The 21,214-nt window shown below is 31.3% G+C and carries 24 protein-coding genes; 11 read left to right on the top strand and 13 right to left on the bottom strand.

Annotated elements, in window-relative coordinates; translation table 11 throughout:
* Positions 1-31: 31 nt before the first annotated feature.
* From Ollyesu_RS09595 to Ollyesu_RS09560, 8 genes are all read right to left on the bottom strand, one after another.
* On the bottom strand, positions 32-184 hold the full coding sequence (locus Ollyesu_RS09595; protein ID WP_111660559.1) for a DUF4295 domain-containing protein: 153 nt from the start codon (positions 182-184) through the stop codon (positions 32-34).
* A 34-nt stretch (positions 185-218) separates the two neighbouring features.
* Positions 219-401 (bottom strand): 50S ribosomal protein L33, encoded by a 183-nt coding sequence (gene rpmG, locus Ollyesu_RS09590; protein ID WP_028282775.1) that lies wholly within the window; start codon positions 399-401, stop codon positions 219-221.
* 27 nt (positions 402-428) lie between these two features.
* On the bottom strand, positions 429-665 hold the full coding sequence (gene rpmB, locus Ollyesu_RS09585) for a 50S ribosomal protein L28 (protein WP_111660560.1): 237 nt from the start codon (positions 663-665) through the stop codon (positions 429-431).
* A gap of 87 nt (positions 666-752) precedes the next feature.
* Complete coding sequence (locus tag Ollyesu_RS09580) at positions 753-1,997, bottom strand: competence/damage-inducible protein A (protein WP_279301004.1); 1,245 nt, start codon at positions 1,995-1,997, stop codon at positions 753-755.
* On the bottom strand, positions 1,997-2,338 hold the full coding sequence (locus Ollyesu_RS09575; protein ID WP_279301003.1) for an Hpt domain-containing protein: 342 nt from the start codon (positions 2,336-2,338) through the stop codon (positions 1,997-1,999). Before Ollyesu_RS09575 ends, Ollyesu_RS09580 begins: the two co-directional genes overlap by 1 nt.
* Positions 2,339-2,341: 3 nt before the next feature.
* Positions 2,342-2,953 carry a fumarylacetoacetate hydrolase family protein gene (locus Ollyesu_RS09570; RefSeq protein ID WP_279301002.1) on the bottom strand — a complete coding sequence of 204 codons (612 nt, stop codon included), beginning with the start codon at positions 2,951-2,953 and terminating at the stop codon, positions 2,342-2,344.
* A 15-nt stretch (positions 2,954-2,968) separates the two neighbouring features.
* Positions 2,969-3,316 (bottom strand): hypothetical protein, encoded by a 348-nt coding sequence (locus tag Ollyesu_RS09565; protein WP_279301001.1) that lies wholly within the window; start codon positions 3,314-3,316, stop codon positions 2,969-2,971.
* 10 nt (positions 3,317-3,326) lie between these two features.
* Positions 3,327-4,103: a 3'-5' exonuclease gene (locus Ollyesu_RS09560; RefSeq protein ID WP_279301000.1), complete on the bottom strand. Its 777-nt coding sequence runs from the start codon at positions 4,101-4,103 to the stop codon at positions 3,327-3,329.
* A 72-nt stretch (positions 4,104-4,175) separates the two neighbouring features.
* On the opposite strand from Ollyesu_RS09560, the gene Ollyesu_RS09555 reads away from it, so the two are divergent.
* From Ollyesu_RS09555 to Ollyesu_RS09540, 4 genes are all read left to right on the top strand, one after another.
* Positions 4,176-4,814, top strand: coding sequence for a glutaredoxin domain-containing protein (locus Ollyesu_RS09555; protein WP_279300999.1), 639 nt, complete (start codon positions 4,176-4,178; stop codon positions 4,812-4,814).
* 55 nt (positions 4,815-4,869) lie between these two features.
* On the top strand, positions 4,870-5,292 hold the full coding sequence (locus tag Ollyesu_RS09550; RefSeq protein WP_279300998.1) for a hypothetical protein: 423 nt from the start codon (positions 4,870-4,872) through the stop codon (positions 5,290-5,292).
* 120 nt (positions 5,293-5,412) lie between these two features.
* Entirely contained in the window at positions 5,413-5,979 is a 567-nt protein-coding gene (locus Ollyesu_RS09545) for a DUF664 domain-containing protein (RefSeq protein WP_279300997.1), read from the top strand.
* Between the two features lie 99 nt (positions 5,980-6,078).
* A complete protein-coding gene (locus Ollyesu_RS09540; RefSeq protein WP_279300996.1) occupies positions 6,079-6,750 on the top strand; it encodes a hypothetical protein in 672 nt (223 codons plus the stop codon).
* A gap of 238 nt (positions 6,751-6,988) precedes the next feature.
* Here Ollyesu_RS09540 and Ollyesu_RS09535 read toward each other — a convergent pair whose 3' ends face one another.
* The 3 genes from Ollyesu_RS09535 to recR all read right to left on the bottom strand — a co-directional run bounded on the left by Ollyesu_RS09535 (position 6,989) and on the right by recR (position 10,121).
* Positions 6,989-8,302: a dihydrolipoamide acetyltransferase family protein gene (locus Ollyesu_RS09535; protein ID WP_279300995.1), complete on the bottom strand. Its 1,314-nt coding sequence runs from the start codon at positions 8,300-8,302 to the stop codon at positions 6,989-6,991.
* Between the two features lie 94 nt (positions 8,303-8,396).
* On the bottom strand, positions 8,397-9,494 hold the full coding sequence (locus Ollyesu_RS09530) for a glycosyltransferase family 2 protein (protein WP_279300994.1): 1,098 nt from the start codon (positions 9,492-9,494) through the stop codon (positions 8,397-8,399).
* 9 nt (positions 9,495-9,503) lie between these two features.
* Positions 9,504-10,121, bottom strand: coding sequence for a recombination mediator RecR (gene recR, locus Ollyesu_RS09525; protein WP_279300993.1), 618 nt, complete (start codon positions 10,119-10,121; stop codon positions 9,504-9,506).
* Positions 10,122-10,272: 151 nt separating this feature from the next.
* Between recR and Ollyesu_RS09520 the strand changes: the two genes are divergently transcribed.
* Together Ollyesu_RS09520 and Ollyesu_RS09515 are read left to right on the top strand one after the other, a co-directional pair.
* Positions 10,273-11,754, top strand: a complete 1,482-nt coding sequence (locus tag Ollyesu_RS09520) for a sodium:solute symporter (protein ID WP_279300992.1) — start codon at positions 10,273-10,275, stop codon at positions 11,752-11,754.
* A gap of 395 nt (positions 11,755-12,149) precedes the next feature.
* Positions 12,150-12,404, top strand: coding sequence for a hypothetical protein (locus Ollyesu_RS09515; RefSeq protein ID WP_279300991.1), 255 nt, complete (start codon positions 12,150-12,152; stop codon positions 12,402-12,404).
* Here Ollyesu_RS09515 and Ollyesu_RS09510 read toward each other — a convergent pair.
* Positions 12,401-12,763 carry a CoA-binding protein gene (locus Ollyesu_RS09510; RefSeq protein ID WP_279300990.1) on the bottom strand — a complete coding sequence of 121 codons (363 nt, stop codon included), beginning with the start codon at positions 12,761-12,763 and terminating at the stop codon, positions 12,401-12,403. The genes Ollyesu_RS09515 and Ollyesu_RS09510 overlap by 4 nt on opposite strands.
* A gap of 106 nt (positions 12,764-12,869) precedes the next feature.
* Between Ollyesu_RS09510 and Ollyesu_RS09505 the strand changes: the two genes are divergently transcribed.
* Complete coding sequence (locus Ollyesu_RS09505) at positions 12,870-15,359, top strand: TonB-dependent receptor (RefSeq protein WP_279300989.1); 2,490 nt, start codon at positions 12,870-12,872, stop codon at positions 15,357-15,359.
* A gap of 446 nt (positions 15,360-15,805) precedes the next feature.
* Here the strand turns inward: Ollyesu_RS09505 and Ollyesu_RS09500 are convergent, their stop codons facing one another.
* Positions 15,806-16,816, bottom strand: coding sequence for a ketoacyl-ACP synthase III (locus Ollyesu_RS09500; RefSeq protein WP_279300988.1), 1,011 nt, complete (start codon positions 16,814-16,816; stop codon positions 15,806-15,808).
* Positions 16,817-17,079: 263 nt separating this feature from the next.
* On the opposite strand from Ollyesu_RS09500, the gene htpG reads away from it, so the two are divergent.
* From htpG to Ollyesu_RS09480, 4 genes are all read left to right on the top strand, one after another.
* Entirely contained in the window at positions 17,080-18,987 is a 1,908-nt protein-coding gene (gene htpG / locus Ollyesu_RS09495; RefSeq protein ID WP_279300987.1) for a molecular chaperone HtpG, read from the top strand.
* A gap of 114 nt (positions 18,988-19,101) precedes the next feature.
* A complete protein-coding gene (locus tag Ollyesu_RS09490) occupies positions 19,102-19,566 on the top strand; it encodes a hypothetical protein (RefSeq protein ID WP_279300986.1) in 465 nt (154 codons plus the stop codon).
* 133 nt (positions 19,567-19,699) lie between these two features.
* Complete coding sequence (locus tag Ollyesu_RS09485) at positions 19,700-20,419, top strand: hypothetical protein (protein WP_279300985.1); 720 nt, start codon at positions 19,700-19,702, stop codon at positions 20,417-20,419.
* A gap of 8 nt (positions 20,420-20,427) precedes the next feature.
* Positions 20,428-21,180: a hypothetical protein gene (locus Ollyesu_RS09480; RefSeq protein ID WP_279300984.1), complete on the top strand. Its 753-nt coding sequence runs from the start codon at positions 20,428-20,430 to the stop codon at positions 21,178-21,180.
* Positions 21,181-21,214: the final 34 nt, after the last annotated feature.

Here is a 21,214-nt window from a genome sequence, read left to right as displayed (position 1 = left end):
TAGCTTTTGTATGTTGTGTTTTGATGTAAGACTAGTTGTCTTTCATAAAATCTTTTACTAATTCTGGTGACATGATTGATTCAACAAACATGTAAGCTCCTGTTTTTGGAGACTTTACCATTTTAATTGCTTTTGTTAATCTTTTAGATCCTGTTTGTAATGATGCTACTGATTTCTTTGCCATGTCTAATACTTTTTTATTCTTTACTTAAAGAATATTATTTAATTTCTTTATGAACAGTCATTTTCTTTAAGATTGGATTAAATTTTTTAATTTCCATTCTGTCCGGAGTGTTCTTTTTGTTTTTAGTTGTAATATAACGAGAAGTTCCTGGTTTACCAGACTCTTTATGCTCTGTGCATTCTAATATTACTTGTACTCTATTACCTTTCTTTGCCATAATTATAATTCTTTACCTGTTGGGCAATTATTTTACAAATCCGTTAGCTCTTGCTTTTTTTAATGCAGCAGAGATACCGATTTTATTGATAGTTTTTAATGCTGATGTAGATATTTTTAAAGTTACCCACTTATCTTCTTCAGGAATATAAAAACGTTTTTTTATTAAATTAGCATCAAATCTACGCTTTGTCTTATTCATTGCGTGAGATACGTTGTTACCAACCATTGCCTTTTTTCCTGTAAGTTCACAAACTCTTGACATTACTTTATAACTTTAAATTATGTTACTAAAAATCGAGGTGCAAATATACTAATAATTTACTATTTGACAATAGCTAAATAATTAATTTTAAAAAATTTCTTTTTGGAGTAACTCTAACGCTTTATTTACGGTTTTATTTATAACGCGTTCGCGATGATTTCCCATGGTAAATTCGTGCGCTACTACTCCGTTTTTTGTAGCTATTGCTATAAAAACTGTACCAACCTCAGCATCAGAATCGCCTTTAGTTGGTCCAGCATTACCTGTTGTTGCAATAGCAATATCTGATTTTAATTTTTCTCTTACATTAATTGCCATAGCTTTAGCTACTGGAGCACTAACTACAGAATGTTGTTTAATTAAATCTTCTGACACACCTAAAACATCTATTTTAGTTTGGGTAGCATAACTAACAATAGCTCCTTTAAAAAATGCAGACGCACCAGAATGTGCTGTAAATTGTTCGGCTAACTTTCCGCCAGTACAACTTTCTGCTAATGCTAACGTTTGACCTGATTTGGTTAGTTGTTTGGCTATGATTTGTTCTAGACCTTCATTAGAGTCTTGAAAACCAACAAAGATATCTTTAATAAGTGGTAAGATATTATCAACTTGTTGCTGAATGTCTTGTGCTAAACTATCTTCGTTATCTGATTTGCCTGACAATCGTAATCTAACACGTCCTAAACTAGGTAAATAGGCTAGTTTGATATGTTTAGGCAAATTATCTTCTATAGCTTCTAAACGATCTGCAATTGCACTTTCACCTAAACCATAGGTTAAAATGGTTTTATGCAGAATAAAAGGACGCTTATATTTTTGAGATAATTTAGGAAGGACTTCATTTTCCATGAGTGCTTTCATCTCGTAAGGTACACCTGGAAGCGAGATAAAGGTTTTATTACCTTTTTCTAACCACATACCTGGAGCAGTTCCAAAACGATTCATAAGCACTTTAGCTTTTGAAGGTACTAGTGCTTGTTTACGATTAATATCTGAAATAGGTTGATTGATATACTTTTTAAACAAATACTCAACGTGATGTAAAACAGCATCATTTTGTACTAACGTATCATTAAAGTACTGAGATAAAGTATGCTTAGTGATATCGTCTTTGGTAGGACCTAAACCACCAGTAACAATAATGATGTCTGCATTGTGTTCTGCTTCAGCAAAAGCTTTTAGTAAATGGTCTTTGTCGTCTTGAATGGATGTGATTTGATAAACAGAAACACCAATGGTGTTTAACATTTTACCTATAAAGGCGGAATTAGTATCTACTATCTGTCCGATTAAGATTTCGTCACCAATAGTAATTATTTCGGCTAGCATTACAAATTAAAATCTTGAGTAATTTCTGTAGTTGCTTTTTCTACAGCATCTAAAACTTTATTTAATTTATCTGTGATGTCTTTATCTGTTTGCTCATATTTCCCCCAATCTTGCACCTCAATTAAATCGTCTAAGATTCCTAGTTCAAACATATCTACTGTAGGTTTCATTTTATGAGCCGTTTGATAGGTTAACAAATAGTTTTTATTTTCTACAGCTATTTTAAGCACTTTAGCATCTCCTGGCACTTCTTCAATAAAAGTGGCTGCTAATGCTAAGATAAATTCTTGATCGTTATCTGCTAATTCTTTTAATCTGTGTAATTTGTAATGTTGTTCCATGTATTATTTTACTGTTATTGAAAATAATTGTTTATCCTCAATAAATCCGTTTAGTTTATCGTTAGCAACTACCTTGCCAACTCCAGCAGGTGTTCCGGTAAATATAATATCTCCTATCTTTAAAGTAAAATATTTTGATACATATTCGATTAACTCGTCAATTTTCCACAACATTAAGCTTGTATTTGCGGTTTGAACCACACTTCCATTTTTTTCTAAGCTAAAATTGATATTATTGACGTCAGAAAATTCTTCTTTACTTAACCATGTACCTATCACTGCTGCGCCATCAAAAGATTTTGCTTTTTCCCAAGGTAATCCTTTGTCTTTTAATTGCTTTTGTAAGTCTCGTGCAGTAAAATCGATACCTAAACCAATCTGCTTGTAATATTTGTGTGCAAATTTTTTATCGATATGCTTTCCTAATTTACTAATTTTTACCAAAACCTCTACCTCATGATGTACATCATTAGAAAAATCTGGTATAAAAAAAGGTTGCTTTTTTAATAAAATGGCATTGTCTGACTTAATAAACACTACTGGGTCTGTAGGTTTTTCGTTTTCTAGTTCTTTTATATGGTCTGTGTAGTTACGACCTATGCAGATTAGTTTCATGGTTTGGATTGTTTATTATAATACCCAATATTTTCTATAATGTGAAGTGTTTCTATGAATTTTTTTATCGATACAAGAATCGTATAGTTTTTTTAATTCTGAGGATTCTTCAATATATTTCTCAAGACATATTATCAAATAATCTAAGTCGTCTGATTTCAAATAATAATTCCATAGGACGTTATTACCATAAATTACAATCCCTTCTTTGTGATTATTATTAATTGCTTTAATTAATTTTCTTACATCTGAATTATAATTTTCAATATCTTTTGCTTTACTTTTTTTATAGTATATATAAAAAACTACACTAAATGTAGCAGATAAAAAAATAGTCCAAATTATAATATCGATATTTTTCAATACTCTTTACTTAATCCAGCTTATTATTAAATGCTCTTAACTTGATTGCTGTTAGTACTTTTTTTGTATATAATGGGAAGTCTGCATTTAGCAACCAACCAAAATATCCTGGTTCTTGATCTAACACATCTGTAACCAGTTTTCCTTTATGTTTTCCAAAAGAAAATACTTCTTGACCTGTTTTATTGTAACTTATAAATCCTGCAAAATCAGCAAACTTTTTACGCGAGCTAAACTCGGCTAAAAATTTGGTATCATTTTCCAACTCGTCATAAAGCTGGACTTGAGCTTTTAAAACTTCGTAGGTTGCTAAAGTATCTGCTTCTGCTGTATGTGCATTTTCTAAACTTTTATCGCAATAAAATTTATAGGCAGCACTAAGTGTACGTTGTTCCATTTTATGAAAAATAGTTTGTACATCTACAGCCACACGACTTTTCATATCAAAATCTATTCCTGCACGCAGCATTTCTTCCGCTAAAAGCGGAATATCAAAACGATTAGAATTAAATCCAGCCAAATCCGCATCTTTAATCATAGTATTAATTTCTGATGCTAATTCTTTAAAAGTAGGCTCATTAGCTACTCTATCGTCTGTAATACCATGTATTGCAGAGACTACAGGTGGAATAGGCATTTCTGGATTAACCAACCACGTTTTGCTTTCTTTATTTCCGTTTGGAAATACCTTTAATATAGAAATTTCTACTACTCTATCGTTAGTAATATTAACTCCTGTAGTTTCTAAATCGAAAAAGCAAATGGGTTTTGTTAAGTTTAACGTCATATATGAATTTATTGGAATGATTTATGCAAATATAAATGTAATCTGTTACTTTTACTTTGTAATACTTTTAAAATGATTAGAAACTTTACCCTATTATTTTTTGCTTTACTATCTCTAACTTCTTTTTCTCAAAACGACCATAAATACGTTAAGTTAAATGAAGAAATTATAGGCAAACGCTATGAGTTATTTATTGAAAATACGGACTCTATCTCTTACGATGTGTTTTTAAAAGTAGATACTAACGATTTTAGACGTAGTAGCGAGAGACCTATCTTACAAACCATTCCAGGAAATAGCAAAAAGAAAGTCCTAACCATGGTAAAACTGAATGATAAACCTGGTAATTACACTTATATTTTGGTGGTAAATGAAGTATCTTACAGCTTAGAAGTTGATAAAGATTTTGAAATTATAGACTTTAAATTAGACCGAGAATTAAAAAATAAAAAAGTCACACTTTACACTAAAGACGATTGTAGTATTTGTCCAGATGCCAAACATATTTTAACTAAAAACAAGATAGGTTACACCGAGTATAATTTGGATCAAGACACCACCAACTACAATAAAATAATTAAAGAATTTAAAGCTATTAAGCCTAAAAGTGACTTTAATAACATCCCAATTTTAAAAATTGAAGACCAATTGTATAATGATATTGAAAGCTTAGAAGATTTTATTCAAGCGTTGAGGGATGGATTTAATTAGGCTTAGCTTTAAATGAAAAACAACTAAATTAATTTTAAACTAAACCATTAAAAGTATGGGATTATTCGATTTTTTTAAATCAAAATCTAGAAAGACTAAAGATGAAATAGATTCGGATTCTTTTTTTGAAGAAATGAAAAAACAAATGGAATTATTAAGAGATGAAGAAGGCACAGAACTAGAAGAGTTACCAAATGGAGAAGGCGAATTTGGTTTGTCTCCAAACAACCCAATTCCATTTTCTAGTATTCCAGACTCCAGAGAATATCTAGGAAGATTAGTATATATAAAACCTGGTTCATCTCAATATTCATGGGAAAGAGCTGGATCACTTCAAAATAAAATATTGAAAACTCCAGTGGACCAATACAACTTACTTGATTTAGATTCTAATGTCGTCAAAACAATTTACATCTGGACATACAATAAAGTTAATTCTAAGAAAGCTCCTGAGGGTTTTGGTCTGATGGATTTATAATATTATTTTAAAAATCTTTAGTCAAGTTTAGAGTGATAGGCTTAATTAAGATTTTAAATTTTGATACTTAAATTTAGAATTTTGACGTTTTAATTTTATAACTTTCTAAAAATCAATATTATGAAAACAATAAAATTAAATTTTAGCCTAGTGCTTTTACTGTTTTTTAGTACTACAGTTGCACAGAATACCATTGAAACCAAAAAAGGATACACACCAAACATTGGAATTGTGGTATCTATGCTTGACGACTTAAAAGCACGAGTAACAAGCAGTGTTCAATATTTAAGCCAAGAAGAAACCGACTTTTTATTAGATGATAAAGCTAACCGAATTGGAGCTATGATATACCATCTTGCTGCTACCGAAAAATATTATCAAGTCTATACCTTTGAAAACAGAAGCTTTAACAAAGAGGAAGCTGAAAAATGGAGTGTAGCCTTAAACTTAGGAGATGTAGGACGCGAACAATTAAGAGGGAAACCAATACAATATTATCTTGATCTGTGGGACGAGGTACGTAAAGACACCTATAGATTGCTAAAAACCAAGGACGACACATGGTTTAAATCTATGGTAAAAGGTAGCAGTATGAATAACCATTGGGCTTGGTACCACGTTATGGAGCACCAAGCCAACCACATGGGACAAATCAGGTTGATTGCTAAGCGTGCTACTAATAATTAATCTTACCTTGACTTAGTTAAAAAAATCAACTAACTTCGTTTAACGATTGATAAAAAACATTAAAACGATTTTTTATCAGAGACATTGTGCATAATTTAAATGAATCAAGGTTGTAAAAAAACATTAATAATTTTATCAATTGTATTTGGAATAATACTAATTGGAGGATTTTTCATTTCGAAAAAAGCACTTAATTTATTTGGAGAGGCTTATGGAGCTGACTGCGAAATAAGTTACACTTGGACAATCAATGAATATGAAATAATTGAAAATAAATGTCTTGGTTGGGCTGGACCACATTACTATCCTCTTGACTTGAAAAAGAACGGAGAATTTATTGCAAGTAGCGGTTATAAATTTGACTCTTGTAACATTCGATTTGAGCCCAAAAATGGACAATATTTGATAATTAATGTATGTGATAAAAAAATAACGGAATTTAAATCTCAAAAGACTAAAATTGAAATACAAAAAGTTGACTCAATTATAATAGTTTCTAGAATTGACCCAAACAAAACAAAAAAACTCAACCGAATTAAAACTGAACGATTTATAAAAGACTGGAATAAAAGCAAAGTTTCTGACTATCGAGATGGAATTTTGGACTCAATATTTCACCCGACTTATCAGTATAAATTAAAAGTATTCGAAAACGGAAACAAGAAAGAGTTCGTTACATTTAATTTTTTAATTGCGGATGAATCAAATTGGACATATTTTATTACAAATGATTCTGATAAAGATTATATGAATCGACTGTGGAATGAATAAAAACTATGCACAACATTGGCTATAAGCAATTGCTTGTTCTCGCCTACTTCTGAAAATCCTCGCAGATTTTCAGCTTGGTGTGTACTTGCAAAGTTAAATGCTTAGCCACCCATCTACTCTTAGCCGAGACCGTTAAACGAAACTCCAAAAACTAAAATTTAAGATATAAAAAAGCACAATTCTAAAATTGTGCTTTTTTAATTATTATAATGAGATTCCTTTTTTCAAAGTAATTAGTCTAAATCTCACGATTCACATCCCAAGACTCTAAATAATCCTTAACCGCTTTAACAAATTGCCCTCCTAAAGCTCCATTAACCACTCTATGGTCGTAACTGTGTGACAAAAACATTTTATAACGGATGCCTATAAAATCACCATCTGGTGTTTCGATAACTGCTGGTACTTTACGTATGGCACCTAAAGCTAAAATACCAACTTGTGGTTGGTTAATAATAGGTGTACCCATAATACTTCCAAACGTACCAACGTTGGTTACTGTGTAAGTTCCACCTTGGATGTCATCTGGAGCTAATTTACCATCTCTAGCACGACCTGCTAAGTCATTTACTTGTTTGGTCATACCAACCAAATTTAGTTGGTCTGCATTTTTAATAACTGGTACTATTAAATTGCCATCTGGTAAAGCTGCTGCCATACCAAGATTAATGTTTTTCTTTTTAATAATTTTATCTCCTTGCACAGAAATATTCATCATTGGATAGTCACGTAATGACTTTGCAATAGCTTCCATAAAGATGGGTGTAAAGGTTAGGTTTTCGCCTTCGCGCTTCATAAACCCGTCTTTTACTTTCTTTCTCCAATTCCAGATATTAGTCACATCGGCTTCTATAAAACTTTGCACGTGTGCACTAGTTTGAACAGATTCTACCATATGATGTGCAATTAATTTGCCCATTCTGGTCATTTCTATAATCTCATCTCCTGCTGCAAATTGTACTGGTGCTTCTGTTTGTTTATCTTGCTTTGAAGCAGCAGATGGTGTACTTATTGTAGTTTCAGCTTTTGCAGGTTGTTTCCCTCTATTCTCTAAATAAGCAATCATGTCGTTTTTAGTCACACGATTATCTTTTCCTGTTCCTGGAATAGCATCTAATTCTGATTGCGAAATCCCTTCGGCTTTAGCCATATTTTTTACTAATGGCGAATAAAAACGGTCTCCATTAGATGCAATTGGTGCAGCAGTGTCTTGTGCAACTTCTACTGTTTTAGCAACCTCCTGTACTGCAACAGGATATGGTTCTGGTGAAGCCTCTACTTTTGGTGCTTCGGTTACTGCTTCACTATCACCTTCTGTCTCAATAACAGCTATGGTTTGACCAACTTGCACCACATCATCCACGTTGAATAGTTTTTCAACTAAAACACCATCTACTTCGCTTGGGACTTCACTATCTACTTTGTCTGTTGCAATTTCTAATACTGCTTCGTCCATTTCAATAGTATCTCCAACTTCTTTTAGCCAAGAGGTAATGGTTGCTTCCGCAACGCTTTCTCCCATTTTTGGTAATTTAAGTTCAAATCTTGCCATATTAATAATCTAATAGTCTTTTTGTTGTATTGAATTGCAAAATTAATAAAAAATAGAACATTTTACTGATTATTATTTATCATTTTACAAGCTATTAAAAGTGAAGCACTTCGCCTCTACTTGTTGACGAATCGCTTCCAAGGATAAAATTAGAGTTTTTTGGAATAATTCTGTAGCTTATGTTTTTATTTTTTTCTGAATTTGATAGTGTTTCAATGATGCTTTTAAAACTTAAGTAGTTAGCATCCAATATTACCTGTGTATTACTTTCTGTATTAGATAATTCTGAAACCACCTTAATTGGTTTGGATACAGCGACTTCCAAATCTGGATAAGTTCTATCAGATACCAAAACATAGTTTGATACTGGCTTACGTTCCGCGAAAGCGATATTTTTAGAATATTTTACCAATTTAATACCTAACCAAACCAGTCCATCAAACAGCACATTGCGTTTAAAATGTTTTTTGTAAAAAATCTGCATAGCTCCATAAAACCGCTTGGCGTAATTAGCATCTTTTAATGTGCTTTCACCTTTAAAATGAATGACTTGAACTGGTCCATAGTACATATTATCAAAACCTGCTTGTTGCACCTTGTAGGACAAATCAATGTCTTCTCCATACATAAAATAGTCTTCATCAAAACCGCCAACTTGATTGTAAACATCTTTTTTTACCATCATAAATGCACCAACCAAAACTGGAACAATTCCTGTGGAATTATCTTTTAATTCTGACACATAGTAAGAAGTGTCAAAACCTAATATTTTTTTAATAGCAACCGTTGGAGTTGGAATATGACGCTTACTTTCTGGCAGAAAAACACCTGTACCATCAATTAATCTGCAGGCAAATAGGCCTAAATCGTTTTTAATTTTTGAAAATTCAAATAACTCCTCAAAACAGTTTTCTGGGACAACTGTATCTGGATTTAGAATACATAAATACTCGCCTTTCGCATATTGTACACCTTTATTATTCCCTTTTGAAAAACCTAAATTTTCTTTATTCTCAACGAGTAAAACGTTTGGGAATTTTTGCTTTACCATTTGACAACTATCATCTTGCGAGTTGTTGTCTACCACAATGATTTCTGCTTCTAGATTTGTAATGGCTGCTTCTACACTTTGCAAACACAATTCTAAAAAGTAGCGTACGTTATAGTTTAATATGATAATGGATAGCTTCATGTAAAACAGCTATAGTTTTAGTGAAGACTCAAACGGAATTCTGTTTATAATACTTCGTCCTAAAGTGATTTCGTCTGCATATTCTAGCTCGTCACCAACAGAAATTCCTCTAGCAATCGTAGACGTCTGTACCTCAAAATCTTTAATTTGCTTGTAAATATAGAAGTTAGTTGTATCACCTTCCATAGTTGGGCTTAATGCAAAAATCAGCTCTTTGACTTGTCCTGCTTGTACTTTTTGAACTAAGCTGTTAATGTTTAAATCGTGAGGACCAATACCATCCATAGGCGAAATTTTTCCGCCCAACACATGATACAAGCCTTTATGTGATGCAGTATTTTCAATAGCCATAACATCTCTAACATCTTCTACAACACATATTACATTGTCTTTACGTAACGGATTGGCACAAATATCACATAAATCGTTATCGCTAATATTATGGCAAGACGTACAGAATTTTAAATCGTTAACCATATTGAGCAAGGCGTGACTTAAATTGTGCGTGTGCTGTTTAGGTTGACGCAACAAATGTAACGCCAAACGCAATGCAGTACGCTTACCAATACCTGGTAATTGTGAGATTTCGTTAACTGCGTTTTCAAGAAGTTTTGATGAAAATTCCATATCTGCGAAATTACTACTTTCGACACTAATTTGCGAATAAAAAAATTGTTTTCATCTTACAAAACAAAACCATAAGTATTAAAACTTTAAATACTTATAACTCCAAGTACTTTTAACTTATTTTGTATTTTGGCAGTGTTAAACTAACTTTATGACTTCAATACAAATCCTTTTATTGATTGCTGCCTATTTTGGTGTGCTAATACTCATTTCTTATTTTACTGGTAAAGACGATTCTAACGACGTGTTTTTTAAAGCTAAAAAACAATCACCTTGGTATGTGGTGGCTTTTGGAATGATTGGCGCCTCTTTATCTGGAGTGACCTTTATCTCTGTTCCTGGTTTGGTAGAAGGTCAGCAGTTTGCCTACATGCAAGGGGTTTTTGGTTTTTTTGTAGGATATTTGGTGGTTTTGCTAGTTCTACTTCCATTATACTACAGGTTAAATGTTACCTCTATTTACCAATATTTAGAACAACGTTTTGGAACTACTAGTTACAAAACAGGTGCCTTTTTCTTTTTATTATCTCGTGTTACAGGTGCTGCATTTAGACTATTTTTAGTGGCTTTAGCCATGCAGTATATTGTGTTTGAAAAACTTGGTGTTCCGTTTTGGATAACTGTAGTAATTTCTATAGCATTAATTTGGTTATATACTAATCGTGGTGGAATTAAAACCATAGTTTGGACGGATACGTTACAGACTTTAGCAATGCTTACTTCAGTAATTGTTGCAATTGTTTTAATTGTTAATAAATTAGATTGGTCTGTCACAGAGATTTTTAATCAAAACGCGTTTAAAGCTAAAAGTAAATTATTCTTTTTTGAGGATGTTAATAGTAAAATATATTTCTGGAAGTATTTTATTGGCGGAATTTTTATAACCATAGCCATGACAGGTTTAGATCAAGATATGATGCAAAAAAACCTAACCTGTAAAAACCCTAAAGACGCTAAGAAAAACATGTTTAGTATGTCCGTGTTATTAGTGTTTGTTAATGTTATCTTTTTATCTCTTGGTGCACTTTTATTTATCTATGCTGAACAATTTGGAGTTAACATTCCTGTTGTAGACGAAAAAGTTAGAACCGATTTATTATTTCCAGAAATAGCTATGAATCAAAGTTTAGGACTAGGGTTACAAATTACTTTTTTAATAGGATTAATAGCTGCAGCTTACAGTAGTGCAGATAGTGCATTAACCTCTTTAACCACCTCATTTTCTATAGATTTTTTAAATATTGAAAAATTGCCAAAAGCCGAACAAAAACCATTACGTAAAAAAGTACATATTGGTGTGTCCTTGGTATTAATTATTGTCGTTATAATTTTTAATGAATTGGAAGGTAGCGTCGTCAATAACCTATTTAAATTTGCAACTTTTACTTATGGTCCACTGCTTGGTTTATTTGCTTTTGGAATACTAACTAAGCGACAAATTAAAGACAAGTGGGCTTGGGTTATTGGATTGGCATCCATAATTATTACCTACATCATTACAGAATTACCAGCAAATTTCCCAGATAGTTTTATTGGGAAATACGCTTTCCATTGGGAAATACTTCCGCTTAATGGGTTGATTACCTTTATAGGCTTGTGGTTGATTTCTAAAAAAACCATTTCAAATCAGTAATTTATATAAAAAATTCTTTAGGAAAATCAATAATTTCAGATGAATTAAAAAATGTTACTTCAGAACTTATTGAGATTGGTATAGATGAGTTTTTAGAAGACGGAATATTAAAAGATATTCCAGTAATTAATACGCTGATAAGCATTAAAAATATTGGTATTGGCTTAAGAGATAAAATTTTACTTAAGAAAATTTTAAACTTTTTATTAGAACTAAAACCTATTCCTAGACAAAAAAGAATATCTTTTATTGAAAAAATAAATAACAGTAAAAAATACAGTAATAGAATTGAAGAAAATTTATTATTAATAATTGACAAAAACGATAATTATACTAAATCTAAACTCATAGGAAAACTCTTTAAATTTACTATTGAAGAGAAAATAAACTATGAAATGTTTCTAAGATTATCTCATGTAATCAATAAAGGTTATTTATCTGATTTAGAAAAAATAAGAAAAATATATAAAGAAGATCAGGTTTCAGAATTTGATAAACATCAACTTTATAATCTAGGTTTATTAGATAATATTGGTATAGATGGAAAAGTTTTTTTTTACAGTGAAAAAAAGACACCTCCTCCAAAGAAAATTCATTTTAAAATAAATGAGTATGGAGTATTAATCAATGATTTATTACAAAAATCTTAATACTGATTAGTACTTAACAAAACTAAAGTACAAGCCACTTCAAAAGTAATGTTATGCGCTTTTAGGATAGTATAAAACGCTGGATTTTCTGTACCTGGATTAAAAATTACGCGTTTAGGTTTCAAATTTACTACATAGTCATAGTATTCTTGCTGCCTAGTTGGGTTTAGATACAAAGTAACCGTATCAATATCTTTATAATCCACTAATTCTGTATCTATTGGTACGCCTGCTACTTCTCCTGACCTCATACCAAAAGCAACAGTTTCTTGATTATAATTAACTAATTTTCTAATAGCCATATTACTATATCTATCAGGTTTTAATGAAGCCCCTAATACCAATGTTTTTTTACTCATAAATGTTAAAATTTCAATAAAATGTAAATATACAGTAACAGTTTGATAAAAAAAGCGTCTTTAAAATATAACCACAAGTCATCAATCAAACAAATCAATCAACAAAATGAAAAAACTACTCACCTTTGTATTGCTATTGGTAGCCTTTAGCTTACAAGCACAAGACAATGCGGAAGCATTACCCAAAATTGGAACTATTACTGGTAATGTATTAGACGCAACTCTCAACCAACCCTTACCTTATGTAAACATTATTGTCAAAGACACAAATAATAAGCTAATTACTGGAGGAATTACAAATGATAATGGGCAATTTGAAGTCAATCAGATACCTGAAGGTTCTAACACTGTCAGTATTGAATATTTAGGGTTTTTACCACAAACAAAAACTATTGTTATTTCTAAAGATAATAGAACAATAGATTTAGGAACTATAAATTTAGAAGAAGCTTCAACTAACTTAGATGAAGTTACTATAGTTGCAGAAACCTCAACTATACAACAAAAAGTAGATAGAAAGGTTATTACCGTTGGAAAAGATTTAACCACTTCTGGACCTACCGCTAGCGATATTATGAATAACCTACCATCTGTAAGTGTCGACCAACAGACTGGTGATATAAGCTTACGTGGCAACCAAAATGTGCGTGTTATGGTTGATGGAAAACTGTCAAATATTCCAGCAGCACAATTACTAAAGCAAATACCTTCAACCTCAATAAAAAGTATAGAATTAATTACCAACCCATCTGCTAAATATAATCCAGAGGGAATGAGTGGAATTATCAATATCATATTACATAAAAATGTAAAAATTGGGTTTAACGGTAATATCAATTTAGGATTAGCATATCAAGAAAATGCTAAGTTTAATAGCTCTATTGATATGAATTACAGAAACGGAAAAGTCAACCTGTATGGTAACTACGGAAATAATATTAACAAGAATCAGAATTACGGAAACATCTTTAGACCAGATGATAATTCTGAACAGTTTTTTAATTTTTTAGATGCAACCGAAAACCATCTGTATAAAGTTGGCGTCGATTTCTATTTAAATGAAAAAAATACTATTTCGGTATTTACTAGTCAAAACTCATCAGATAGCAGTAATGAAGGTCCAACAAATATTGTTTTTTATGACGACCAGTCGTTTAATCAAACACAACTATTTTTTACAGATAACAGTAACATCTCAAGACAATATAATTTTGATTACAAGTTAGATTTTGCCAAAGAAGGTCATAATATAGAATTAGAAGTAGACTACAATAGATTTAATCAAGATGAAGATGCAGACTTTAGATTTAGAGGTTTTACGCAAACACAAGACTATTTAGATTTTGTAGACACAGACAGAGACTTAACCACTGTTAACCTAGATTATATTAATCCGCTAAGCGACAGTTCTAAATTAGAATTAGGGTTACAAGCTTTGTTATTTGATTCTAAAATAGATTATAGCTCTACAGGGTTTTCAGCAAATCCAAATCAAGATATGACACCAAATAATGGTGATGAGTTTATTCCAACACCAAGTACAGATTTTGATTATACTAGAGATATCTTTTCTGCTTATGCCACGTATGGAAAAGAACTAGAAAAGTTTACCTATCAAGTGGGTGTTAGATTAGAAAATGTTAAAGAGCAATCAGATGCAGTGCAATTATTTGCGGATACTACTACAGAAGTTATTCCGTTTACCAACGATTACTTTCAACTGTATCCTTCAGCATTTTTCACTTATTCACCTACAGAAAAAAACAGCTATCAGTTTAGTTATAGTCGTCGTGTAGATAGACCTGGAGTTGGACAAGTTAACCCTATTAGAGAGTGGAGTACACCTTTAATTTCATCTTTTGGTAATCAAAACTTGCAACCACAATTTACCAATTCGTTTGAAACTAATTATACACGTCAACTTGAAAAAGGAAGTATTACTGCTGGTGTATTTTACAGAATTATTGAAGATGAAATTAATAGAGCAGTGTTTATAGATAGAAATAATTTAAACCGAATCATTTTAACTTTTGACAATTTTAATAACAACTCCTCTTACGGAATAGAATTATCTAGCAACTACAGACCAACAAAATGGTGGAGTTTTAACGGAAGTTTTGATTTGTACAGCCAAACACAAAATGGAATTACCGAAGTATTAAATGCACCTATTGAAACTGCTACAGCAGATGACATCATTACTCAAAAACTGGCAGTAGATAACGTAGCTTGGAACTTGAGAATGTTTAATAATTTTAAAGTTACTAAGACGTTATCTTTATCTGCTTTTGGATTTTATAGAGGACAAAACAAAGGCATCCAGTTTACTATGAAGCCAATGTACTTTGTTAATTTAGGAGCAAGACAGAGTTTTGCTGATGGCAAAGGTAGTTTTAGTTTAAATTTTAACGATGTGTTTGACACCATGCAATTTGCATTTGAAGGTGACAATCCATTTAGACAGACAGGTGCTTTTAATTGGGAAAGCCGAACTATTTTTGCAGGATTATCTTATAGATTTGGTGGAGGAAATTACAGAGCTAAATCAAGAAAGCAACGTGATAAGAATGAAGCACAAGGTGGTGGATTTTTATAATATTAACAATAACTTCTAGAAGGTATTTAGTGACCATCCATACAGTTGATGGTTAGTGTAAATGTTTGGTTGCTAAATAAGAAAACCCGAAGCCTGATCGACTTTGGGTTTTTGTTTTAACACAACTTTGTGTTTATTACTTTAAGTATGTTAAAAAGACGTTAAATATTGAAAATCAGTGTAATAAAATCTGTTTTTAGGCGTCTTACTATTAAACAAACAATAAATCGTTTTATATTTTATTTGAATTAGTCTTCACAAAAAACCAACGTATTTATAAAGTTTAGTTTAAATGGTTAGTTTATTAAAAGCCCAAAACAAATGTTTCGGGCTTTTGTTTTTTTTGTAGTTGCGAGAAAGAAAGACTTATCAATTTATTGATGTTAATAAGATTCAATGTAAAACCTAACTCATATTCATGAGATTGCTGCTTTCGCAGAAATAAATTACCACTTCATTATCACACTTCCCCAAGTAAATCCACTACCAAAAGCAGCTAGCACTACATTATCTCCATCTTTAATTTTTCCTTCTTCCCAAGCTTCGGTTAAAGCAATAGGTATAGAAGCTGCTGTTGTATTTCCGTATTTCATGATATTGTTAAAGACTTGGTCGTCACTCAGTCCAAATTTCTTCTGTATAAATTGGGCGATACGTAAGTTAGCTTGATGCGGAATTAACATGTCAATTTGATCTTTTCCTAAATTATTTTTAGCCAAACCTTCCATTATAACTTCACTAAAACGGACTACAGCATTTTTAAATACAAATTGTCCATTCATGTATGGGAAGTAGCTCTCATCATTTGGATCGTTTTCTGTAATAATATCTGTAACCCAACGGGTTCCCATTCCTGGTGCTTTAACCACTAACTCTTCTGCATGTTCACCTTGGCTATGTAAGTGTGTAGATAAAATCCCTTTAGTAGTGTCCTCTTCACGTGTAAGTACTGCAGCTCCTGCTCCATCACCAAAAATTACTGACACGCCACGTCCTCTTGTAGTTTTATCTAATCCATGAGAATGCAGCTCGCTACCAATAACCAATACATTTTTATACATACCAGTTTTAATAAAATTATCTGCAACAGATACAGCATAAACAAACCCAGAACATTGGTTACGTACATCCAAAGCACCAACTGTTTTAATGTCTAAAGCATGTTGTACTTGCACACCTGGACCAGGAAAATACATATCTGGACTTAAAGTGGCAAAAATGATAAAATCGATATCGTCTTTATCTATACCAGCACGTTCTATAGCTTGTTTGGCAGCTTTTACTCCCATAGTTGCTGTAGTGTCACCGCTTCCTTCTTTGACCCAGCGTCTTTCCTTTATTCCAGTACGCTCAGTAATCCATGCGTCATTTGTATCCATTAGTTTGGATAAATCATCGTTAGTCACCACATTGTCTGGTACATATTTACCTAAACCTATAATTTTTGAATTGTACATAAAACTTCTGTTTTTTATTCCGAAGCATCGGAAATTTCATTTACGAATTAAATATAAAGCAAATTTAATCATTCAGCTACAAAATTTTCAATTACCAATATTTAAACTTTAATTCTAAACGAAGTCTTTTTTTCATTCTGTAGATTAGTCGTGTCAGTTTGTCACTTTTAAGCAATTGGCATTTTTGTTGACTAATAGACCATAGTAATAAAATTAAGTTTAAACAGATTCCTGCCTATGTAGGAATATCAAATAATTAAATCATGGCAAAAGGAAATATTAACGTTTCAGTAGAAAACATTTTCCCACTCATTAAAAAATTCTTGTATAGTGATCACGAAATCTTTTTACGTGAGCTAATTAGTAACGCTACCGATGCAACCTTAAAGCTAAAACACTTAGCTAGTATTGGTGAAACTAAATCGGATTATGGCAATCCTATTATTGAAGTTAAAATTGATAAAGAAGGTAAAAAACTACACATTATTGACCAAGGTTTAGGGATGACAGCAGAAGAGGTTGAAAAATATATCAACCAAGTCGCGTTTTCTGGTGCTGAAGAGTTTTTAGACCAATACAAAGACAGTGCTAAAGATTCTGGTATTATAGGACATTTTGGTCTTGGATTTTACTCGGCTTTTATGGTGGCAGATAAGGTAGAAATTATTACCAAATCGCATAAAGATGAGCCTGCTGCACATTGGACTTGTGATGGCTCACCAGAGTTTACTTTAGAGGCACATGACAAAACAGACAGAGGTACAGAGATTATTTTGCATATAGCAGAAGACTCTACTGAATTTTTAGAAGAAGCGCGTATTAGCAGCTTGTTAAGTAAGTATAACAAGTTTATGCCAATACCAATTAAGTTTGGAACAAAAGAAGTTAACGATCCTGATCACACACCTAAAACAACAAAGGACAAAGACGGTAAAGACACTACCGAACCTCAGAAAAAAATAACAGTAGATAACATTATTAACAACCCTAATCCTGCTTGGACTAAACAACCAACAGAGTTAGAAGATGAAGACTATAAGAACTTTTATCGTGAGTTGTATCCAATGCAATTTGAAGATCCTTTATTTCATATTCATTTAAATGTAGATTATCCATTTAACCTGACAGGAATCTTATATTTCCCTAAGATGACTCAGGATATGGCGATGCAAAAGGACAAAATTCAGTTATATCAAAACCAAGTGTTTGTAACAGATAATGTAGAGGGTATTGTGCCTGAATTTTTAACCATGCTACGTGGTGTGATTGACAGTCCAGACATCCCATTAAACGTGTCTCGTTCTTACTTACAAGCAGATGGTGCAGTTAAAAAGATAAGCTCTTACATCTCGCGTAAAGTAGCCGATAAATTAAAATCGTTGTTTAATAACAATCGAGAAGATTTTGAAGCTAAATGGAACGATATTAAAATCGTCATAGAATATGGTATGTTGTCTGATGACAAATTCTTTGAAAAAGCAGAAGCATTTACCTTATACCCAACAGTAGATGGTAAGTATTACACTTATGAGGAATTATACAATAAAACTAAAGCCAATCAAACCGACAAAGATGATAAACTAGTTATCTTGTATGCAAGCAACGCAGACGAGCAACACAGCTACATTGAGGCAGCAAAAGATAAAGGTTATGAGGTGTTATTATTAGACAGCCCAATTGTGTCACACTTTATGCAAAAGCTAGAAACTACTAAAGAAAAAATAAGCTTTGCTCGTGTCGATGCAGACCACATTGATAAGTTAATCCAGAAGGAAGACACAGCTATTTCTAAATTAGACGAAAACCAAACCAAAGCGTTGGACGAGCTATTAAAAGATGTGGTGCCTTCAGAAAAATTTATGGTGCAATTAGAAGCTATGGATAGCAATGCAACACCATTTATGATTACACAACCGGAATTTATGCGTCGTATGAAAGAGATGCAAGCTACAGGTGGTGGTATGAACATGTTTGGTAGCATGCCAGAAATGTATAACTTGGTAGTAAACACAAACTCAGAGCTGGTCCATGAAATTTTAAATACCAAGACTAGAAAAAAACAAGAACGTTTAATTAATCAAAGTTTAGACTTAGCACGTTTATCTCAAGGCTTATTAAAAGGAAAAGAGTTAAGCGACTTTATTAAGCGTAGCTACGATATGATAAAGTAAGCAATATCATAATCAAAATAATTTTTCGCTGTCGCGGAAATTAAAAAGCCACCTCTTGTAGGTGGTTTTTTTAGTTTTAGAAAAAATAAGTACATTTAAAAAAATCAAAAGATTATGAAAAACATATTGCTTATTTTTTTATTAGTTACATTAGGTGGTACAAATCAAAAAAAACAAAAGTTAGACAAAAGCCACACATACAACTATTCTGAAAGTTTAAAATTTTCAATTCAAAAAATTTCTAAATCAAGAACCTCAAACAGAGGTAATGTAACATACGTGTCAAAAAAAGGAACCCGTTTTATTTCATTCATATTTAAGTTTGAAAATAAATCAAATAATGAGCAAACCATAGACTTTGAAAAAATATTTTTATATGATAAAAATTTAAACCTCATCAACATAGATTATGTAGTTAAAGCAATGAAATTAACAGGTAGATTCAATAGGTTCCATCAAAAATTAAAACCCAATAAAAAAGGAACTTTTTTTATTGAATTTGCAGCATCAATACCAAAAAACGACCCTATAAAAACATTAAATGTTAATGGGCAAATTATAGATATAATATATAAATAATTTTATTTACTTTTTTTCACACAAAAAGCATCTCTTGAGATAGTTTTTTTGGATATATAAATACTTAGTTAGTATCCTTAATATTTATAGAAAAAAATCGATATTTAATTTTAAAAGATACTAGGAATCTAAAATGAAGAAAAAGAGTAAATTATTTTTATCAGAAAAAATTGAAGAAAAATTAAAACCAACATTATCTTTATTACCAAATACTGATGGAATAATATCGTTAACAACTGCTAATCATTCTGAAAAAAGCAATAAAAGAGTAATTGAGCTTCTCTCAAGCCTAGGTAATTGCTTAAAAAAAGTAAATCAAGAATATTTAAATTCCGAAGAGTTTGAATTTATTCTAAATAGTTGCATTAAAGGTGTAAGAGAAAACTATCAAAAAACTAAGCTAGTTGCATTCAAAGCACTATTAATAAATTCAACTTTAGATTTTGAAACAACACAGAATGAGAAAGAATATTATTTAGAATTATTAAATAGTTTAAATGAATTACATATCAAAATTCTTACATTGATGATTTCTCCAGAAAATTATTTATCCTATTATAATATAGACTTAACTTCAATTAATGATAAGTACATTTCAGAAACTAACCATCAAGATATAAATTTTAAAAACCTAATTCCAGAATTAATCCCAGGCTATAATTTTGAAATAATTAAGGCAGCTTTTCTAGAGTTGTCTGATTTGAGGTTAATATGGATAAAAAATAAAGTTTTAGAACAGGGTAATTTAGACACCCTATTTACTTTCCCTAATAGAGTGAAAGATAATGGGTTAAAGTTTATTAACTTTATTAGCTTAGAAAATAGTAATATCCAAACTGCTATTATTAAATAGAACTGATAATGAGTACTAACACAAATCAACCAATTGCTTATGACATAGTTTTCCCTGTTTTTGGAGGAAACAAAACAAAACATGGTAGATTCAATCCTGTAAATATTTTTGGAACAGCTTTTTATATAAAGAATAATTATTTTATAACATGTGCCCACACAATTGAAAGCGCATATGAACAAGACGTTATAGCTTTAGGATATCAAAATGAAGATAAAACTATGTCTTTTGTTGAAATAGGACAAAGTGAAATTTTTAAAGAAAATGATTCTGGAATTTTAACTGCTTCAATCCCAAGAGCAAAAGCTTATCCTTGGTTTTCTCAAAAACTTAATATGCTTAATAATGTAGTTAGTACTGGCTACGCATATGGATTCGATAATGAACACTCAGAAGTTTTAATAAGAAGTTATAAAGGCTATATAACTTTAGTAGGGTATTATCATAGATTCCCTAAAGTTCCTGCTCATTACGAACTTTCTTATATGTGTCCTCGAGGAATATCTGGCGCTCCTCTTTTATTTATTCATGAAAATAAAACATATGTCTGTGGATTTACAATTGGAAATGAACAAACAAGTATGATTGTTTGGAGTTCTGAAGATATTGATGAAAATAGTAATTCTAAAACTATTTTTCAGAGAGAAGAGTCATTACACAGAGGAATTGCTTTTCAAGCTGAAAGCTTTTTTCAACTAAAATCGACAATTTTAGGAATGAAAATTATTGATTATTTAAAAAAAGAAAAATTATTGCTTTAATAAAATTTTTAAATACTAAGACTAAAAAAACAAG

This window comes from Olleya sp. YS (assembly GCF_029760915.1).
GTDB lineage: Bacteria > Bacteroidota > Bacteroidia > Flavobacteriales > Flavobacteriaceae > Olleya.
The sequence above is the reverse complement of the archived record's forward strand: the minus strand, read 5'-3'. Positions and strand labels throughout refer to the sequence as shown.

What these genes read in the sequence shown, in the direction of transcription:
- Ollyesu_RS09520 (WP_279300992.1), top strand. Translation starts at nt 10,273, where the DNA reads ATGACTTCAATACAAATCCTTTTATTGATTGCTGCCTATTTTGGTGTG.
- Ollyesu_RS09560 (WP_279301000.1), bottom strand. Translation starts at nt 4,103, where the DNA reads ATGACGTTAAACTTAACAAAACCCATTTGCTTTTTCGATTTAGAAACT.
- rpmG (WP_028282775.1), bottom strand. Translation starts at nt 401, where the DNA reads ATGGCAAAGAAAGGTAATAGAGTACAAGTAATATTAGAATGCACAGAG.
- Ollyesu_RS09580 (WP_279301004.1), bottom strand. Translation starts at nt 1,997, where the DNA reads ATGCTAGCCGAAATAATTACTATTGGTGACGAAATCTTAATCGGACAG.
- Ollyesu_RS09515 (WP_279300991.1), top strand. Translation starts at nt 12,150, where the DNA reads ATGTTTCTAAGATTATCTCATGTAATCAATAAAGGTTATTTATCTGAT.
- Ollyesu_RS09500 (WP_279300988.1), bottom strand. Translation starts at nt 16,816, where the DNA reads ATGTACAATTCAAAAATTATAGGTTTAGGTAAATATGTACCAGACAAT.
- Ollyesu_RS09595 (WP_111660559.1), bottom strand. Translation starts at nt 184, where the DNA reads ATGGCAAAGAAATCAGTAGCATCATTACAAACAGGATCTAAAAGATTA.
- Ollyesu_RS09510 (WP_279300990.1), bottom strand. Translation starts at nt 12,763, where the DNA reads ATGAGTAAAAAAACATTGGTATTAGGGGCTTCATTAAAACCTGATAGA.
- Ollyesu_RS09575 (WP_279301003.1), bottom strand. Translation starts at nt 2,338, where the DNA reads ATGGAACAACATTACAAATTACACAGATTAAAAGAATTAGCAGATAAC.
- recR (WP_279300993.1), bottom strand. Translation starts at nt 10,121, where the DNA reads ATGGAATTTTCATCAAAACTTCTTGAAAACGCAGTTAACGAAATCTCA.
- Ollyesu_RS09490 (WP_279300986.1), top strand. Translation starts at nt 19,102, where the DNA reads ATGAAAAACATATTGCTTATTTTTTTATTAGTTACATTAGGTGGTACA.
- Ollyesu_RS09540 (WP_279300996.1), top strand. Translation starts at nt 6,079, where the DNA reads ATGAATCAAGGTTGTAAAAAAACATTAATAATTTTATCAATTGTATTT.
- rpmB (WP_111660560.1), bottom strand. Translation starts at nt 665, where the DNA reads ATGTCAAGAGTTTGTGAACTTACAGGAAAAAAGGCAATGGTTGGTAAC.
- Ollyesu_RS09555 (WP_279300999.1), top strand. Translation starts at nt 4,176, where the DNA reads ATGATTAGAAACTTTACCCTATTATTTTTTGCTTTACTATCTCTAACT.
- Ollyesu_RS09545 (WP_279300997.1), top strand. Translation starts at nt 5,413, where the DNA reads ATGAAAACAATAAAATTAAATTTTAGCCTAGTGCTTTTACTGTTTTTT.
- Ollyesu_RS09535 (WP_279300995.1), bottom strand. Translation starts at nt 8,302, where the DNA reads ATGGCAAGATTTGAACTTAAATTACCAAAAATGGGAGAAAGCGTTGCG.
- htpG (WP_279300987.1), top strand. Translation starts at nt 17,080, where the DNA reads ATGGCAAAAGGAAATATTAACGTTTCAGTAGAAAACATTTTCCCACTC.
- Ollyesu_RS09530 (WP_279300994.1), bottom strand. Translation starts at nt 9,494, where the DNA reads ATGAAGCTATCCATTATCATATTAAACTATAACGTACGCTACTTTTTA.
- Ollyesu_RS09505 (WP_279300989.1), top strand. Translation starts at nt 12,870, where the DNA reads ATGAAAAAACTACTCACCTTTGTATTGCTATTGGTAGCCTTTAGCTTA.
- Ollyesu_RS09570 (WP_279301002.1), bottom strand. Translation starts at nt 2,953, where the DNA reads ATGAAACTAATCTGCATAGGTCGTAACTACACAGACCATATAAAAGAA.
- Ollyesu_RS09485 (WP_279300985.1), top strand. Translation starts at nt 19,700, where the DNA reads ATGAAGAAAAAGAGTAAATTATTTTTATCAGAAAAAATTGAAGAAAAA.
- Ollyesu_RS09550 (WP_279300998.1), top strand. Translation starts at nt 4,870, where the DNA reads ATGGGATTATTCGATTTTTTTAAATCAAAATCTAGAAAGACTAAAGAT.
- Ollyesu_RS09480 (WP_279300984.1), top strand. Translation starts at nt 20,428, where the DNA reads ATGAGTACTAACACAAATCAACCAATTGCTTATGACATAGTTTTCCCT.